Here is a 15,863-nt window from a genome sequence, read left to right as displayed (position 1 = left end):
GCGCGCGTGCCGTGAATGGCTCTGCTTCGTTCCACTGTTCCCGAGACCGATAGGCTTCCGCATATGGCTGAGTTCATCTACCAAATGAAGAAGGTTCGCAAGGCACACGGCGACAAAGTCGTGCTCGACGATGTCACCTTGAACTTCCTTCCCGGCGCCAAGATCGGCGTCGTCGGCCCCAACGGCGCCGGTAAATCCAGCGTGTTGAAGATCATGGCCGGACTGGACCAGCCCAACAACGGCGACGCGTTCCTCGCGCCGGGCGCGACGGTCGGCATCCTTCAGCAGGAGCCGCCGTTGAACGAGGAGAAGACCGTTCGCGGCAACGTCGAGGAGGGCCTCGGCGACGTCAAGGTGAAGCTCGATCGCTTCAACGAGATCGCCGAGCTCATGGCCACCGACTACTCCGACGAGCTCATGGAGGAAATGGGCAAGCTGCAGGAGTACCTGGACCACGCCGACGCGTGGGACGTGGACTCCCAGCTCGAGCAGGCCATGGACGCGCTGCGCTGCCCGCCGCCGGACGAGCCGGTCACCAACCTCTCCGGTGGTGAGCGTCGCCGTGTCGCGCTGTGCAAGCTGCTGCTGAGCAAGCCCGATCTGCTGCTGCTCGACGAGCCGACCAACCACCTCGACGCCGAGTCGGTGCTATGGCTCGAACAGCACCTGGCCCAGTACCAGGGCGCGGTGCTGGCCGTCACCCACGACCGGTACTTCCTGGACAACGTCGCGGGCTGGATCCTCGAGCTCGACCGCGGTCGCGCCTACCCCTACGAGGGCAACTACTCCACCTACCTGGAGAAGAAGGCCGAGCGCCTCGAGGTGCAGGGCAAGAAGGACCAGAAGCTGCAGAAGCGGCTGAAGGAAGAACTCGCGTGGGTGCGTTCCGGCGCCAAGGCCCGCCAGGCCAAGAACAAGGCTCGCCTCGGCAGGTACGAGGAGATGGCGGCCGAGGCCGAGAAGATGCGGAAGTTGGACTTCGAGGAGATCCAGATCCCGCATGGTCCTCGCCTGGGCAATGTGGTCGTCGAGGTCTCGCACCTGGACAAGGGCTTCGGCGAGCGCCAGCTCATCAAGGATCTGTCGTTCACCTTGCCGCGCAACGGCATTGTCGGTGTCATCGGTCCGAACGGTGTCGGTAAGACCACCCTGTTCAAGACCATCGTCGGACTCGAGCAGCCCGACAGCGGTGAGGTGAAGGTCGGCGAGACGGTCAAGCTCAGCTACGTCGACCAGAACCGCGCGGGCATCGACCCGACGAAGAACGTGTGGCAGGTGGTCTCCGAGGGCCTGGACTTCATCCAGGTCGGCAACCAGGAGATGCCCTCGCGCGCGTACGTGAGCGCCTTCGGCTTCAAGGGCCCGGACCAGCAGAAGCCTGCCGGTGTGCTCTCCGGTGGTGAGCGCAACCGCCTGAACCTGGCGATGACCCTGAAGCAGGGCGGCAACCTGATCCTGCTCGACGAGCCGACCAACGACCTCGACGTGGAAACCCTCGGTTCGCTGGAGAACGCGCTGGAACAGTTCCCCGGTTGCGCCGTGGTCATCTCCCACGACCGCTGGTTCCTGGACCGCACCTGCACGCACATTCTGGCGTGGGAGGGCGATTCGGACAACGAGGCCAAGTGGTTCTGGTTCGAGGGCAACTTCGAAGCGTACGAGGCCAACAAGATCGAGCGCCTCGGTCCGGAGGCGGCCCGTCCGCACCGGGTGACGCACCGCAAGCTCACCCGCGACTGAGCAATACCCGCCGACGGGGCGATCGCCGCGCGCATCGCCCCGTCGCAAGGCCGCTTCGCCGAAGGAATTGCGGAGACACACCCGCGGGCGGTCGCTCCATCGAAGGAAATACGGTCGGCCCTATCTCAGCCTCAAAACTGGCTAAGGTGGGAACCGTGCATGCGCAGGCGCTGTCCGGACAATGGGTCCTTCCCACCGCGATCGCGTCTACGTGACGTTTGCCGGTCCGATCGGGTGCTGTGCCGAGAGATCGACGACCTCGGCAATTCATCGGCGAACGCACGGTATAGGTGAACACCCTGTATTTGGAAGGGAATTCACCTCCGCGTCAGCACGGCACAGCTACCCTCGGACCGGCGTCACTTTGTTGCGGAACCGAATCCGAGGGAGTTGGCGAAAAAATGACGGTCTCGTCCGAATTGTCCAGTGCGGCGTGGGCCGCGAGTTTGCCGCAGTCGCTGCGCGGTGACCTCGCGACCCTCGAAGAGGCGTATTTCCGCCACGTCGACGCGGGCGATGTGGACTGTGCGATCACGGGTATCACCCAGATCTTTCGGCGGCACCTGGAATTGGCGATGACGCGCCAGACCGGTCGCGCCCTGGTCCGGATCTATCACCCGGACGACGGTTCGGGGTTGGGCGCCGCGGTCCAGGTCGTGACCGACGACATGCCGCTGCTGGTCGAATCGATCACCTCGTCGCTGAGCCGGATCGGAGTGAGCGTCAGCGAGGTCATCCATCCGATCTTCGAGATCGAGCGCGACGACGAGGGACGGCTGACCAGAGCGGTGCCGCACGAGGTCGACGCCAATGGGTCGATGGCGCTGCGCGAGTCTTGGATGCACCTGCAATTGCACCCTTCCACCAGCCGCGCCCAGCTCGAGCGCATCGAACACGCCATGCCGGACGTGATCGCCGACGTGCGGCAGGTCATCGGCGACACCGAGGCCATCAAACAAGTCCAGAGCGAGCTGGCCGCCCATTTGGAACTGGCGGCGAAAACCGGCGCCGCGCCGTTCTCCGCGACCGAACTGACCGACTGCGCCAATCTGCTTCGCTGGCTGGGCCAGGGCAATTTCACGGTGCTCGGATTCGCCCGCTATCGCCTGAGTACCGAGGGCGACAAATCCGTGTCGAATCCGCTGCCCGGCACCTGCCTCGGCGTGCTGCGTCCGGATGTCGGCACCGATTTCCACGTACCGGTCAACGGCGCCGATCGCCCGTTGCTGATGCTGACCCAGGGTCTCGTACCCGCCACCGTGCACCGTTCGGTGTACCCCTACTTCGTCGGCGTCGCCGATTTCGACGAGTTCGGCGCGATCATCGGCGAGCACCTGTTCATCGGCGTCTTCACCGTGACGGCGGTGCACGAGAACGTCCTCGACATCCCGGTGATCGGCCGCCAGGTGCGCTCGGTGATCGAGGAGAGCGGGTTCGACCTGGACTCCTTCTCCGGCCAGGCGATGCTCGAGGTCATCCAGTCGTTCCCGCGCACCGAACTGTTCTCCTCCGACACCGAGACCATGCGTCGCACCGCCCTCGCCGTGCTCAATGTCGGCCTGCGCCGCCAGGTTCGCCTGTTCATGCGGCTGGACACCTACGGCCGGTTCGTGGCCTGCCTGGTCTACCTGCCGCGCGATCGCTACACCACTCGGGTGCGGCTGGAGATGCAGGACATCCTGGTTCGCGAACTGGGCGGCGTCTCCATCGACTACTCCGCACGGGTGAGCGAAAGCGAGCTCGCCAGTGTGTATTTCACGGTGCGGATGCCCGACGTCCAGTTCACCGCGCCGCCCGTGTCCGGCGAGGCGCCCGCCGTCGTCGACACCTCCGAAGCCAACCGGTTGCGCATCCAGCGACTGCTCGCCGAGGCGAGCAACACCTGGGACGACCACCTCAACGACGAAGTGAGCACTTCGACAGTGCTCGATCCCGCCCTGGTGCAGCGCTACGCCGCCGCTTTCCCCGAGGGATACAAGCAGGACTTCAGCCCGGGCCGCGCCCTGCGCGACATCGGCAGGCTGGAGCGTCTGGCCGAGGGCGCGATCGCCCAGCATCTCTACCGCAAGCCGGAGTCGGCGCCCGGCTCGTGGCGCTTCACGCTCTACATCGGCGGCACCGGCGTCTCGCTGAGCCAAGTGCTTCCGGTGCTGCAAAGCCTCGGCGTCGAGGTGGTCGACGAGCGGCCCTACCAGATCCAGCTGGACCCGGCCACGCCCGGCGGCCCGAGCGTGGAGCGCTGGATCTACGACTTCGGTCTGCTGGCCCGCCCCGAGCTGCTGCGCAGTTCACTGGACCGCGATCTGGACGCCGAACTGCTGGAGTCCCCGGCGCGGGCCGACGCGCTCGAGGCCGAGGTGCGTGGCCTGCGGGAACGCTTCACCGACGCCTTCGAGGCGGTCTGGTACGACCGTGCCGAGGCCGACGGCCTCAACGAGCTGGTGCTGCGCGCGCGGCTGCCGTGGCGTGCCGTGTCGATCCTGCGCACCTACGCGAAATACCTTCAGCAGGCCGGCTTCCCGTACAGCCAAGCCAATATCTCCAGGGTGCTGCTGACCTATCCGGATGTGGCGCGGTTGTTCGTCGACCTGTTCACCGCGCGGTTCGATCCGGACACCGTCTCGGCCGAGCGGGCCGGCGAACTGGACGCCGCGCTGCGCGCCCGTATCGACGAGGTGGTGAGCCTGGACGCGGACCGCATCCTGCGGGCCATCCTCGGCCTCGTCAAGGCGACGTTGCGCACCAACTACTACGTGACCGACGGCGAAGGCAGGTCGCGCGACTTCCTCGCGATGAAGGTCGAGCCGCGCGAGATCATCGAATTGCCCAAGCCGAGGCCGCAATTCGAGATCTTCGTGTACTCGCCGCGGGTCGAGGGCGTGCACCTGCGCTTCGGTCCGGTCGCGCGCGGCGGCTTGCGCTGGTCGGACCGTTTGGAGGACTTCCGCACCGAGATCCTCGGTCTGGTGAAGGCGCAGGCCGTGAAGAACGCGGTGATCGTCCCGGTCGGCGCCAAGGGCGGATTCGTGGTGAAGCGTCCGCCCGCCTCGACCGGCGATCCGGTCGCGGACCGGCAGGCGCTGGGCGCGGAGGGCGTCGCCTGCTATCGCACCTTCATCTCCGGTCTGCTCGACCTCACCGACAACGTCGACCTGGCCACCGGCCGGGTGCTGCCGCCCGCGCGGGTGGTCCGCCGCGACGGCGACGACACCTACCTGGTGGTCGCCGCCGACAAGGGCACCGCGACGTTCTCCGACATCGCCAACGACGTGGCCCAGAGCTACGGATTCTGGCTCGGTGACGCGTTCGCCTCCGGCGGCTCCGCGGGCTACGACCACAAGGCCATGGGCATCACGGCCAAGGGCGCGTGGGAAAGCGTGAAGCGGCACTTCCGCGAGATGGACATCGATACCCAGACCGAGGACTTCACCGTGGTCGGCATCGGCGACATGAGCGGCGACGTCTTCGGCAACGGCATGCTGCTCTCCGAGCACATCCGCTTGGTCGCGGCCTTCGACCACCGGCACATCTTCCTCGATCCGAATCCGGACGCCGCCCGCTCCTTCCGCGAGCGGCAGCGCATGTTCGCACTGCCGCGGTCCTCCTGGGCCGATTACGACACCTCGCTGATCAGCGCGGGCGGCGGCGTGTGGGATCGCACGGTGAAGTCCGTGCCGATCAGCCCGCAGGCGCGAGCCGCGCTCGGCCTCGGCGAGAACGTGGAATCCCTCTCGCCACCGGAACTCGTGCGTGCGATCCTGCTCGCGCCGGCGCAGCTGCTGTGGAACGGCGGCATCGGCACCTACATCAAGGCGAGCACCGAGTCCAACGCCGATGTCGGCGACAAGTCCAACGATCCGGTGCGCGTCAACGGAAACCAGTTGCGGGTCAGGGTGATCGGCGAGGGCGGCAACCTCGGCGCCACCGCGCTCGGCCGCATCGAGTTCACCCGCAACGGCGGCAAGATGAACACCGACGCGCTGGACAACTCCGCGGGCGTGGACTGCTCCGACCACGAGGTCAACATCAAGGTCCTGCTCGACGGCGTGGTCAGCAGCGGTCTGCTGCCCAAGGAGGAGCGCAACCCGTTGCTCGCCTCGATGACCGACGAGGTCGCCAGAATGGTGTTGCGCGACAACGTGTCCCAGAACTTCCTCATGGGCATGTCGCGTTTCGAGGCGCCGCGCATGATGAACGTCAACATGCGGCTCATCGACGAGCTCGAACAGCGCCGTGGCTTGGACCGCGAACTCGAGGCGTTGCCCTCCGACGTCGAGATGAAGCGCCGCCAGGAGGACGGCGCGGGCCTGTGCTCACCGGAACTGGCCAATCTCATGGCGCACGTGAAGCTTTCGCTCAAGGCCGACCTGCTCGACTCCGATCTGCCGGACATGGCCTACTTCGCGGCCCGCCTGCCGGAGTACTTCCCGACGCCGCTGCGGACCCGCTTCGGCAGCGCCATCAAGAAGCACCGGCTGCGCCGGGAGATCGTCACCACGATGATCGCCAACGAGATGGTCGACTACGGCGGGATCAGCTACGCGTTCCGGCTGATCGAGGAGGTGGGCGCGACGGCAGCCGACGCGGTGCGTGCCTTCGCGGCGACCACCGAGATCTTCGACCTGCATTCCATGTGGGCGCGGATCCGTTCGGCCGACATTCCCATCTCCGTGCGCGACGAACTGGAGCTGGAGACCAAACGCACCCTGGACCGCGCCTCGCGGTGGCTGCTCAGCAACCGCCCGCAGCCGATCGCCGTCGGCGCCGAGATCAACCGGTACAGCCGGGGCGTGCGCGAGCTGGCCTCGAAGGTCCCCGGTTGGCTGCGCGGCCACCACGTGGCGACGCTGACCGATCAGTCCGCGGAGTTGATCGCGCGCGGCGCGCCGACCGATCTGGCCACCGAGGTGTTCGGCCTGCTGACACTGTTCCCGCTGCTCGACGTGCTCGACATCGCCGACATCACCGACCGCGACGGCGAGGAGGTCGGCGCGCTGTACTACGCGCTGAACGACCACCTCAAGATCGATTGGTTGCTCCAGGCGGTGAGTCACCTGGAGCGCGGCGACCGGTGGCACGCGCTGGCCAGGCTGGCGCTGCGCGACGACATGTACGGTTCGCTGCGCTCGCTCACCCTGGACGTGCTCTCCGCCGGTGAGCCGGAGGAGACCGCCGACGAGAAGATCGCCTACTGGGAGTCGAAGAACCAGTCCAGGCTGGGCCGCGCGCGGGCGGCGCTTTCGGAACTGTTCGAATCCGGCGCCCACGACTTGGCGACGCTGTCCGTCGCGGCACGGCAGGTGCGCAGCATGGTCAGTGGTGTCGGCGCGCAATCGGAGGTGCCTCGCTGACGGGCGGCCCCCGACAGGACCCCTCGGGCCGACATTGCGATACTGGACGGCGAAGATCGGTCTCGATCCGGGTGCGTCCCGGATCGCAGTGTCGGCGTAGTCGGATTTTTCAGACCCACGATCTCGCCTCGTCTGCCTGTTGCGACGCCGCAGCGTGTGCGTCCTGGTGGGTGACTGGGCGTCCCCCGGAGGTACCACAGTGACGAATTCGTTGAACGGTGACGGGAAGGGTCGCGGAAGTTCCGTGCTGCTGCCCAAGCGTTTTCACGCCAAGGTCGAGATCCGGTGGTCCGACATGGACGTGTTCCAGCACGTCAACCACGCCAGGATGGTGACCTTGCTGGAAGAGGCGCGTATCCCGTGGCTGTTCGAGGAAGGCCGCCCGACCTCCTCGCTGCGGTCCGGCTGTGTGCTGGCGGACCTGCGCGTGCGCTACCGCGGGCAGCTGCGCCACGAGGACACCCCGCTCGATATCGCGATGTGGATCGAGCAGTTGCGCGCGGTCGATTTCACGGTCGGCTACGAGGTGCGGGCCAACGGCGCGGCGCCCGACTCGCCGCCCGCCGTGCTCGCCACCACCCAGCTCGCGGCGTTCGACATCGATACCCAGCGGTTGCGCCGCCTGACCGAGCCGGAGCGCGAGTACCTGGCCGGGTGGATGGACAAGTGACCGCGACGCGATCGCCGGTGACGACAGAACGGTTGTGATGACAGAGCAGCGCGTGCTGCACGTTTCCGACCCGGCCGAACGTGAGAACCTCGCCACGTTCCTGAGCAGGGCCGTCCGGCTGGACCAAGCCGCGGTGGTGCGCCTGCGCCGCCGCGGTGAGCGCTACGTATCGGCTTGGGTCGCGACGGGTTTCGAAGCGCTCGCGGTGCGGACGGTGATCGCCGAACTCGGCGTCGACGACGTCACCGTCGGCGCCGACCTGGTGCTGGCCGGACTCGCCTCGGGTAGCCCGATCGACCTGGGTTACTCGATGGACTCGGCTTGGCGTAGCGCGCTGCCGCCCATCGACGGATTCGCGCACGTCGACGATGTGCCCGCCCGTACCCTCGTCGAATTGGCCGAGCGTGGAGCGGAATTGGCCAAGGAACACGGCAGCCAGCACGGCCCGCCCGCCTCGCTGCTCGACCAGACCGTACTCACCGTCTCGGCCGCCGACACCCGGGTGGAGGTGCCGATGCGCGTCGTCTTCGCCCTCACCGCAATGGATTTCATCCCGCACTCCGGTGAGAAGGCCGAGGCTCGCCGCATCCCGGCCGCCGAGATCGTGCGCGTCCGCGCCACCGCCACCTGGCTGCGCCTCGACGCCCGCTACGGTTCGGTCGCCCGCCGCCGCGCGGGCAGCATCCCGCTGCTGCCGAACTGATCGCCCGCAGCCGACGAACACAGCTGGGCAGTCGTCCGCCGCCGCGCAGAGCGCCGTGCGTGTCGACCATTCTGGGCGCCGCACCAGCCGCCGAGTTTCCGCGGCGGATCAGGAAACTCCGATGAGCCGCAGCACGGCGGTGGTCGCCGCGGCGGCCAGGATCACCACGAGCAGTGGACTGCGTCGCCACGCGAGGACTCCGCCGACCACCACCCCGGCGGGCAATGCGACGCCGACATGCCCGGTGCCGAAGGGCAGGGTCGTCACGGCGACCAATGCGGCCAACAGCACGACCGCGCCGATCTCCAGCAATTGGCGCGCACGTTCCGGAAATCGGATGCGGCTGCGCAACGCGGGTCCGGCCCAGCGGAAGGCGTAGGTGCCCGCGGCGAGGGCGATCACTCCGGCGGCCAACGTCATCGAGCTTCCTTCGGTCCGCAGTCGCAGGAGATGTAGTCGGCGCTCTCCGTTGCGGAGGGCGTGCGCCCCAGCGCGATCGCCGCGACCACCACTCCCGAAAGCGCGAGCAGCACAGGCAAACCCGCTGGTAGGAACGGCGCGCTCAGCACCGCGACGCCCGCGCCGACGCATACCGCCCCGAACGTCGTCCGGTCGCGCAGCGCAGGAACGACCAACGCGAGCAACACCGCGGGGAACACCGCGTCGAGCCCGAGTACCGAGGTGTCCGGCACCACCGTCCCGATGAGCGCGCCGAGCGCCGCCCCGCCCGGCCAGGCGAGCAGAACACCGAGTCCGCAAGCCCAGTAGACGGCGCGGCGGCGGTCGGGCTCGGATTCGGCCAGCGCCATCGCGACCGCCTCGTCGTTCATCACGTGCACGCCGATCAGCCGCCGCCAGCCGGTGCCGACGACGTCGGGCACCGAAAGTCCGTAGGGCAGGTGTCGCGCGTTGACCAGCAGCCCGGCCAGCGTCGCCGCGATCGGGTTGCCGCCCGCCGCGACGATGCCGATGAACAGGAACTCCGCGCCGCCCGCGAGCACGACGGTGCCGAGCAGCACCGGCAGCCACACCGGAAAGCCCTCGGCCACCGCGGTCGTACCGTAGGAGACGCCGATGACGGCGACCGCGAGGCAGACCGCCGCGATGCCGGACAGCGTCTCCCGGTCCAGTGTTCGCCATATCGAACGCATGTAGCTTATAGTGAACATGGCAGGCCGGTTCGTCAATATGGTTTTCTGTTGGGCGGTTCGGACTCGACGGGAGCTGGGGCATGGCGCGGAACGACACCACGACGGCGACGCCGCAGGCGGTGATCGCGGCTTCGCTGCGCCGCGAGCGCAGCCGCGCCGGGCTCTCGCTGAGCGAGGTGGCCAACCGGGCGGGAATCGCGAAATCCACGCTCTCCCAACTGGAGTCGGGTAGTGGGAACCCGAGCCTGGAAACGCTGTGGGCGCTGTGCGTCGCGCTGGACATGCCGTTCTCCCGGCTGCTCGATCCGCCGCGTCCGACCGTCCAGGTGATCCGGGCGGGCGAGGGGCCGCAGGTGGCGGCCGAGCAGTCGGAATACACAGCGACGCTGCTCGCGTCCGGTTTGCCGAACACTCGCCGCGACCTGTTCCGCATCACCGCCGAACCCGGCCACCCGCGCGCCTCGGACCCGCACATCCCCGGCGTGATCGAGCATGTCCTACTCGCGACGGGGCGGGCGATGGTCGGCCCGACCGAGTCGCCGGTGGAGCTGGGACCGGGCGATTACATCGCCTACCCAGGTGACGCGCCGCACATCTTCGAGGCGCTGGAACCCGGCACCTGGGCGACACTCGTCATCGAGTACGGCTGAGGTTCAGCTGCCGATCGGGGTCGTTTTCAGGCAGCGCCTTCGCCCAGATACTGCAACCAGATCGGATCGAGGTCGGAGGTCGTGGACAGCAGCCGCCAGTGCGGCCCTTTCGGCGACACCAGCGGCGATCGCAACGACCAGCCCAGCTCACTGAGCAACTTGTCGGCTTTGCGATGGTTGCACGGCGCGCAGCTGGCCACGCAGTTCTCCCAGGAATGCTCGCCGCCGCGGCTGCGCGGGATGACGTGGTCGATGGTCTCGGCCTTGCCGCCGCAGTATCCGCAGCGGTAGCGGTCGCGGTGCATGAGCGCGGCCCTGGTCATCGGGACGCGGGCGCGATAGGGGACGCGCACGTAGGTGCGCAAACGGATGACCGAGGGAATGGCCACCTCGGATCCGGCGGAATGGACGACCGGTCCTTCGGGATTGTGGTGCACGGCGTCGGCCTTGTCGCAGATGAGCAGGACGACGGCACGGCGGGCGGACAACGCGGTGAGCGGCTCGTAGGTGGCGTTCAGAAGCAACACCCGGCGCTTCAACCAGTTGGCGGTCTCGGCCTGGACCGGCGTGAGATGGTGGCCGTGATCGGCGCGATGAGGAGCCTCACCCGGGCGGTGGGATCCCGGATGGTGATCGGACAAGATGTGCAGCGGAGTAGCCCCCGACCCACGATTGTGGACGTCGGCGGGCTGGAGTTGTCGGTGGGTCCTGGCCTCGTGTGACCGGCCGTGCCGCTGCTTCATTAGGGAGACCCCGATTTCGTCAGGTTCAAGATCATGTGGTATCTCCAGCGGAGACTGCCACCAATATGACCATGGAACTCGCCTGATTGCACGGTGATTTCGCACAATGTTGGGTTAACTGCCGCTGAAGAGCCGCCGCTCCGCTATCTGGACCGCGGTCGCGCGGTCCGTCCAGCCGTGGCGCCTCGGCCCGCGCCGGGCACAATGGAGTGCGGGGATTCGACCAATCGAGAGGACCTGATGAGTTCGGGCGAGCAGACCACGACGTCGTTCTACGAGGCGGTCGGCGGCGCGGAGACGTTCCATCGGCTGGTGGCGGTGTTCTACCGGGAGGTGGCCGCCGACGAGATCCTGCGCCCCCTCTATCCGGAAGAGGACCTCGGCCCCGCGGAGCGCAGGCTGCGCATGTTCCTGGAACAGTACTGGGGCGGTCCGCGCACCTACTCCGACGAACGCGGACATCCGAGGCTGCGGATGCGGCACATGCCGTTCACCATCGGCCCGCTCGAACGCGACGCCTGGCTCCGCTGCATGCACATCGCGGTCGCGGAGATCGAGCCGGAGGTCCTCGACGACGAACACCGCAAGGCCCTGCTCGACTATCTGGAGATGGCCGCGTACTCGCTGGTGAACTCGCCGATGTGAGCCACGGGGTGCCGTACCGGCCACGAAAGGTATTCGCTGTGAATTTGCCAGATAGTGTGACATGCGGTCACCCGAGGGGAATTCGCCGAATGCCTTTGGCACTATTGGGAACGTGACAGCTACACCTGCCGTGCGGGCGCCGGCGGACCGCAGTGACCAGCCGTGGTGGCGTTCCGCCGTGTTCTACCAGGTCTACCCCCGTTCCTTCGCCGACTCCGACGGCGACGGCATCGGTGATCTAGGCGGCGTCCGCGAGAAGCTCGGCTATCTGGAATTGCTCGGCGTCGACGCGCTGTGGATCTGCCCGGTGATGCGGTCGCCGATGGCCGACGGTGGCTACGACGTCGCCGATGCCCGCGACATCGACGCCCTGTTCGGTGGCATGGCCGCGCTCGACGCGCTCATCGCCGAGGCGCACGCCCGGCGACTCAAGGTCACCATGGACTTGGTGCCGAACCACACCAGCAGCGAGCACCCCTGGTTCCAAGCGGCGCTGGCCGCTGCGCCGGATAGCCCGGAACGGGCGCGCTACATCTTCCGCGACGGCCGCGGACCCAACGGCGACGAGCCGCCCAACAATTGGCCGAGCATCTTCCGCGGACCCGCGTGGACCAGGGTCACCGAGCCCGACGGCACGCCCGGCCAGTGGTACCTGCACCTGTTCGCGCCCGAACAGCCCGACCTGAACTGGGAGAATCCCGAGGTCGTCGCGGATTTCGAGCGGACGCTGCGGTTCTGGCTCGACCGCGGCGTGGACGGCTTCCGCATCGACGTGGCGCACGGCATGGCCAAACCGCCGGGCCTGCCGGACATGGAGACCGTGTCCACCAAGATGCTCATCCACGACGACAGCGACCCGCGCTTCAACAACCCGGCCGTGCACGACATCCACCGCCGCATCCGCAAGGTGATCGACGAGTACCCGAACGCGGTGTCCATCGGCGAGGTCTGGGTCGACGACAACACCCGCTTCGGCGAATACGTGCGACCCGACGAACTGCATCTGGCCTTCAACTTCCGCCTGGCCGAGACGGCGTTCACCGCCGAGGCGGTCCGCCACGCCATCGACAATTCGCTGGCCGCGGTCGCGCCGGTCGGCGCCTCGCCCACCTGGACCCTGTCCAACCACGACGTCGAACGCGAGGTCACCCGCTACGGCGGCGGCCCGACCGGGTTGGCACGGGCCAAGGCGATGATCCTGGTCGAGCTGGCGCTGCCCGGCTCGGTGTTCATCTACAACGGCGCCGAGCTCGGCCTGCCGAACGTGGACGACCTGCCCGAGGAAGTGCTGCAAGACCCGGTCTGGGAACGGTCGGGCCGCACCGAACGCGGGCGCGACGGCTGCCGGGTGCCGATTCCGTGGGAGGGCGACCGGCCGCCGTTCGGGTTCACCAAGGGTGAGCGCTCGTGGCTGCCGATTCCGCCGGAGTGGGCCGGGCTGACCGTGGAGGCGCAGCTCGAGGAGCTCGGATCCACTGTCTCGCTGTACCGGCTGGCGATCGAGTTACGCGGCCTGCGACCGGAATTCGCCGGCCCGCGGATCGAGTGGTACGGCAGTCCCGCCGGATGCCTTGCCTTCCGCCGCCCCGGCGGGCTGGTCTGCGTGCTCAACGCGAGCGCCGCACCGATCCCCCTACCGCCCGGCGAACTGCTCCTCGCCAGCGCGCCGCTGACCAGTGGCCACCTGCCGCCCGACGCGGCCGCCTGGCTGGTCTGACCTATACCGCGACCAGGGGAAGCTGGAACGACACAGGGGTGAGTGGCCGACCGGACGAGCGTCTACTACACAGCATCGTCTACCGTAAGGCCGTGAGCATTCTCGAGACAGTGCTGATCTTCGTCGGCATCCCGCTGGTGATCTACGCGGCGATCGCCGGATTGTCGTTTCTCGGTAAGCCGCTGCCCGGCGAGAAGCCGGTTCACTTCGAACTCGGACAGAAGTGGACCGCGGAGCCGGTGCTGTGGAGTGCTACCGACGAGGTGACCGGACACGGCCACCACGACACCGCTCAGTCGCATGGCAGCCATGCGGCTATCGAATCCGCCCAGGTTGAGCTGATCGGAGGCCGGGCAAGTGGCAAGTTCTAAGTGGCCCGCGGTGGTCGAGGCCGACCTCCCGCACGGGTACGCCCTCACCAGCAGCGGACGCGTGTCCGGCGTGCACGAGGCGGGCGACCTCTTCAGGGAAGCCCCCTTCAGCGATGAAGAGCGGCTCGCCATGGACAACGCGCTGACCGAGGCGACCAGGGCGACCAAGGTGCGCTTCAACATCTACGTCGGCGATCTCGGCGCCGACACGGCGGCGGGCGCGGACGCGCTCTTCGCCACGACCCCCGAGGCGGCGCGCTCGGTGCTCATCGCCGTCTCGCCCAACGAGAAGGCGATCGAGGTCCGCTCCGGCCACGATGTCGCCGACCGCGCCAACGACCGCGTCTGCCAGCTCGGCGTCACCGCCGCGCTGAGTTCGATCCGCCAGGGCGAGCTGATCGACGGTTTGATCTCCGCGGTCCGCGTGATGGCTGCCGCCATCGGTCGCTGACCCCCACGTCACCAGCGTGCTCGCGGCGCGCCCACCCGGTTCGGGTGGGCGCGCCGCTCGGGTTTCCGGGTGTCCCTGCGGCGCTGCGGAATTGGGGGTTGTCGCGAGCGGCGGAGTGCGAGCACCTTGGGAAGATGAAGATTCTTGTCACGGGAGCGACCGGCAACATCGGACGGATGGTGGTGGACCACCTGCTCGCGGGCGGCGCGACGGACGTGCGTGCGCTGTCGAACCATCCCGAGCGCGCGGCGTTCCCCGCGGGCGTCGAGGTCGCGCACGGTTATCTGCGGCGGCTGTCCTCGCTGCCCGCCGCCTTCGAGGGCGTCGACCGCATGTATCTCGCGCCGGTGCTGGAGACGGTGAACGAGGTGGTGGAGCTGGCGAAGGCGGCGGGCATCCGGCATATCGTGGATCTGTCGGGTGACGCGTCCACCGACTGGCAGCCCATCGCGAAGGCCGTCGAGGGTTCCGGCCTGGACTGGACCCACCTGTACGCCGGTGAGTTCACCGAGAACGCCACCATCTGGGCCGGACAGATCAAAGCCTCGGACGAGATCCGCGATCCGCACCCGGACGCCGCGAACGCGCCACTCACCATGGACGACATCGCCCGCGTCGCGGCGAAGGTGCTGCTCACCGAGGGACACGCGGGCAAAACCTATGAGCTGACGGGCCCGGAGACGCTCACCAGGGCCGAGAAGATCCGCGCCATCGGCACCGCCCTCGGACGGGACCTCACCGTCGTTCAGCTGCCACGTGACGAAGCCATCCGGCTGCTCGAACCGGATATGGGGGAGTACGCGCAGTGGTACGTCGACGGGATCGCGAGCATGGTCGAGCACCCGCAACAGGCCACGACCGTGATCGCGGACGTGACGGGCGCACCGGCCACCACCTTCGCGCAGTGGGCGCGGGACAACGTCGACCTGTTCCGCTGAGCCGGGCGGCTCAGCCGCCGCTGGGCGGAACCGCCGAAGCCGATCGGCTGTGCGGAGTGGCGGCAGCGCCACGTGGCGCTCCGGGTCTGTCGTGGTCGTATCCTGCGACGATGGCAGCGGAGTCGACGCCCGAAGCGCGTCCGTCGAGCGGATGGCGCGTGCTCGCTGTTGTCTGCGTCGTCGCGGTGGCGGCGGTCGGGTTCGTAACTCGGCCGTTCGGCTGGGCCGCGACAGTGCTGGTGGTGGTCGTCGGCGTGGCCGTATTGATCCGGGCCATCCGTTCCCGGAGCTCGGTGCGGCCGAAGGACCCGCCGCTGCGCCGCGGCACCGCGATGTGGTCCGCGCTGCTGCTCGCGATCGCCGGATGGGAGGCGTACGCCTTTGTGCGCCAACCGGATTGGACGAAGCCCAGCGACCAGCATCCGACTCTCTCGACCCTGCTCGATCCGGGTCTGGAACAGGGCCCGCTGCGCTTCGCGGGCTGGCTGGTCTGGTTGGCCGTCGGCTGCTGGCTGGCGACGCGATGACCGAGCGCGCCATCGTCATCGCGGGTTTCGTCGCCCTCCTCGCGCTAGCCCTCGGCCTGACCGCGCTCGCTCATCTCCGCCGGGATCTGATCGCCCCGCTGACCGAAGTGGCTGCCGCCGCCCTCGACCACCGCTCGGTGCGCATCCTCGCGGTGCTCTGCTGGGCGTGGCTCGGCTGGCACTTCCTCGCTCGCTGAACATCCCCG

At 68.1% G+C, this 15,863-nt stretch carries 15 protein-coding genes; 12 read left to right on the top strand and 3 right to left on the bottom strand.

Going from position 1 to position 15,863, the window contains the following annotated elements:
* Nucleotides 1-63: 63 nt before the first annotated feature.
* The 4 genes from ettA (at nucleotide 64) to ABZV58_RS16145 (ending at nucleotide 8,464) form a co-directional block, all read left to right on the top strand.
* A complete protein-coding gene (gene ettA / locus ABZV58_RS16160; protein ID WP_355000897.1) occupies nucleotides 64-1,740 on the top strand; it encodes an energy-dependent translational throttle protein EttA in 1,677 nt (558 codons plus the stop codon).
* A 401-nt stretch (nucleotides 1,741-2,141) separates the two neighbouring features.
* Entirely contained in the window at nucleotides 2,142-7,091 is a 4,950-nt protein-coding gene (locus ABZV58_RS16155) for an NAD-glutamate dehydrogenase (RefSeq protein ID WP_355000896.1), read from the top strand.
* A 295-nt stretch (nucleotides 7,092-7,386) separates the two neighbouring features.
* On the top strand, nucleotides 7,387-7,761 hold the full coding sequence (locus ABZV58_RS16150; RefSeq protein ID WP_141813125.1) for a thioesterase family protein: 375 nt from the start codon (nucleotides 7,387-7,389) through the stop codon (nucleotides 7,759-7,761).
* A 37-nt stretch (nucleotides 7,762-7,798) separates the two neighbouring features.
* Nucleotides 7,799-8,464, top strand: coding sequence for a hypothetical protein (locus tag ABZV58_RS16145; protein WP_355000895.1), 666 nt, complete (start codon nucleotides 7,799-7,801; stop codon nucleotides 8,462-8,464).
* Between the two features lie 108 nt (nucleotides 8,465-8,572).
* Here the strand turns inward: ABZV58_RS16145 and ABZV58_RS16140 are convergent, their stop codons facing one another.
* Both ABZV58_RS16140 and ABZV58_RS16135 read right to left on the bottom strand, forming a co-directional pair.
* Nucleotides 8,573-8,884 carry an AzlD domain-containing protein gene (locus ABZV58_RS16140; RefSeq protein ID WP_355000894.1) on the bottom strand — a complete coding sequence of 104 codons (312 nt, stop codon included), beginning with the start codon at nucleotides 8,882-8,884 and terminating at the stop codon, nucleotides 8,573-8,575.
* Complete coding sequence (locus ABZV58_RS16135) at nucleotides 8,881-9,615, bottom strand: AzlC family ABC transporter permease (RefSeq protein ID WP_355000893.1); 735 nt, start codon at nucleotides 9,613-9,615, stop codon at nucleotides 8,881-8,883. Before ABZV58_RS16135 ends, ABZV58_RS16140 begins: the two co-directional genes overlap by 4 nt.
* 80 nt (nucleotides 9,616-9,695) lie before the next feature.
* On the opposite strand from ABZV58_RS16135, the gene ABZV58_RS16130 reads away from it, so the two are divergent.
* The gene (locus ABZV58_RS16130; protein ID WP_355000892.1) at nucleotides 9,696-10,265 is read left to right on the top strand and encodes an XRE family transcriptional regulator; all 570 of its coding nucleotides are present in this window, start codon (nucleotides 9,696-9,698) and stop codon (nucleotides 10,263-10,265) included.
* A 26-nt stretch (nucleotides 10,266-10,291) separates the two neighbouring features.
* Here the strand turns inward: ABZV58_RS16130 and ABZV58_RS16125 are convergent, their stop codons facing one another.
* The gene (locus ABZV58_RS16125; protein WP_355000891.1) at nucleotides 10,292-11,008 is read right to left on the bottom strand and encodes an HNH endonuclease; all 717 of its coding nucleotides are present in this window, start codon (nucleotides 11,006-11,008) and stop codon (nucleotides 10,292-10,294) included.
* A gap of 240 nt (nucleotides 11,009-11,248) precedes the next feature.
* On the opposite strand from ABZV58_RS16125, the gene ABZV58_RS16120 reads away from it, so the two are divergent.
* The 7 genes from ABZV58_RS16120 to ABZV58_RS16090 all read left to right on the top strand — a co-directional run bounded on the left by ABZV58_RS16120 (nucleotide 11,249) and on the right by ABZV58_RS16090 (nucleotide 15,854).
* A complete protein-coding gene (locus ABZV58_RS16120; protein ID WP_355000890.1) occupies nucleotides 11,249-11,653 on the top strand; it encodes a globin in 405 nt (134 codons plus the stop codon).
* A 112-nt stretch (nucleotides 11,654-11,765) separates the two neighbouring features.
* A complete protein-coding gene (locus tag ABZV58_RS16115; protein ID WP_355000889.1) occupies nucleotides 11,766-13,370 on the top strand; it encodes a glycoside hydrolase family 13 protein in 1,605 nt (534 codons plus the stop codon).
* Nucleotides 13,371-13,462: 92 nt separating this feature from the next.
* Nucleotides 13,463-13,741, top strand: a complete 279-nt coding sequence (locus ABZV58_RS16110; protein ID WP_067787523.1) for a hypothetical protein — start codon at nucleotides 13,463-13,465, stop codon at nucleotides 13,739-13,741.
* Nucleotides 13,728-14,192, top strand: a complete 465-nt coding sequence (locus tag ABZV58_RS16105; RefSeq protein ID WP_355000888.1) for a DUF5130 domain-containing protein — start codon at nucleotides 13,728-13,730, stop codon at nucleotides 14,190-14,192. Before ABZV58_RS16110 ends, ABZV58_RS16105 begins: the two co-directional genes overlap by 14 nt.
* A gap of 134 nt (nucleotides 14,193-14,326) precedes the next feature.
* The gene (locus ABZV58_RS16100; RefSeq protein ID WP_355000887.1) at nucleotides 14,327-15,130 is read left to right on the top strand and encodes an NAD(P)H-binding protein; all 804 of its coding nucleotides are present in this window, start codon (nucleotides 14,327-14,329) and stop codon (nucleotides 15,128-15,130) included.
* 110 nt (nucleotides 15,131-15,240) lie between these two features.
* On the top strand, nucleotides 15,241-15,657 hold the full coding sequence (locus tag ABZV58_RS16095; RefSeq protein WP_355000886.1) for a DUF2484 family protein: 417 nt from the start codon (nucleotides 15,241-15,243) through the stop codon (nucleotides 15,655-15,657).
* Nucleotides 15,654-15,854, top strand: coding sequence for a DUF6186 family protein (locus tag ABZV58_RS16090; RefSeq protein WP_355000885.1), 201 nt, complete (start codon nucleotides 15,654-15,656; stop codon nucleotides 15,852-15,854). The genes ABZV58_RS16095 and ABZV58_RS16090 overlap by 4 nt, the downstream gene beginning before the upstream one ends.
* Nucleotides 15,855-15,863: the final 9 nt, after the last annotated feature.

It is taken from the genome of Nocardia sp. NPDC004654 (assembly GCF_040609595.1).
Taxonomy (GTDB): domain Bacteria; phylum Actinomycetota; class Actinomycetes; order Mycobacteriales; family Mycobacteriaceae; genus Nocardia.
This window is presented reverse-complemented; position numbering and strand designations above follow the sequence as displayed.

Coding starts and splice junctions, on each gene's coding strand:
- ettA (WP_355000897.1), top strand. CDS start 64: ATGGCTGAGTTCATCTACCAAATGAAGAAGGTTCGCAAGGCACACGGC.
- ABZV58_RS16155 (WP_355000896.1), top strand. CDS start 2,142: ATGACGGTCTCGTCCGAATTGTCCAGTGCGGCGTGGGCCGCGAGTTTG.
- ABZV58_RS16150 (WP_141813125.1), top strand. CDS start 7,387: ATGGACGTGTTCCAGCACGTCAACCACGCCAGGATGGTGACCTTGCTG.
- ABZV58_RS16145 (WP_355000895.1), top strand. CDS start 7,799: ATGACAGAGCAGCGCGTGCTGCACGTTTCCGACCCGGCCGAACGTGAG.
- ABZV58_RS16140 (WP_355000894.1), bottom strand. CDS start 8,884: ATGACGTTGGCCGCCGGAGTGATCGCCCTCGCCGCGGGCACCTACGCC.
- ABZV58_RS16135 (WP_355000893.1), bottom strand. CDS start 9,615: ATGCGTTCGATATGGCGAACACTGGACCGGGAGACGCTGTCCGGCATC.
- ABZV58_RS16130 (WP_355000892.1), top strand. CDS start 9,696: ATGGCGCGGAACGACACCACGACGGCGACGCCGCAGGCGGTGATCGCG.
- ABZV58_RS16125 (WP_355000891.1), bottom strand. CDS start 11,008: ATGAAGCAGCGGCACGGCCGGTCACACGAGGCCAGGACCCACCGACAA.
- ABZV58_RS16120 (WP_355000890.1), top strand. CDS start 11,249: ATGAGTTCGGGCGAGCAGACCACGACGTCGTTCTACGAGGCGGTCGGC.
- ABZV58_RS16100 (WP_355000887.1), top strand. CDS start 14,327: ATGAAGATTCTTGTCACGGGAGCGACCGGCAACATCGGACGGATGGTG.
- ABZV58_RS16095 (WP_355000886.1), top strand. CDS start 15,241: ATGGCAGCGGAGTCGACGCCCGAAGCGCGTCCGTCGAGCGGATGGCGC.
- ABZV58_RS16090 (WP_355000885.1), top strand. CDS start 15,654: ATGACCGAGCGCGCCATCGTCATCGCGGGTTTCGTCGCCCTCCTCGCG.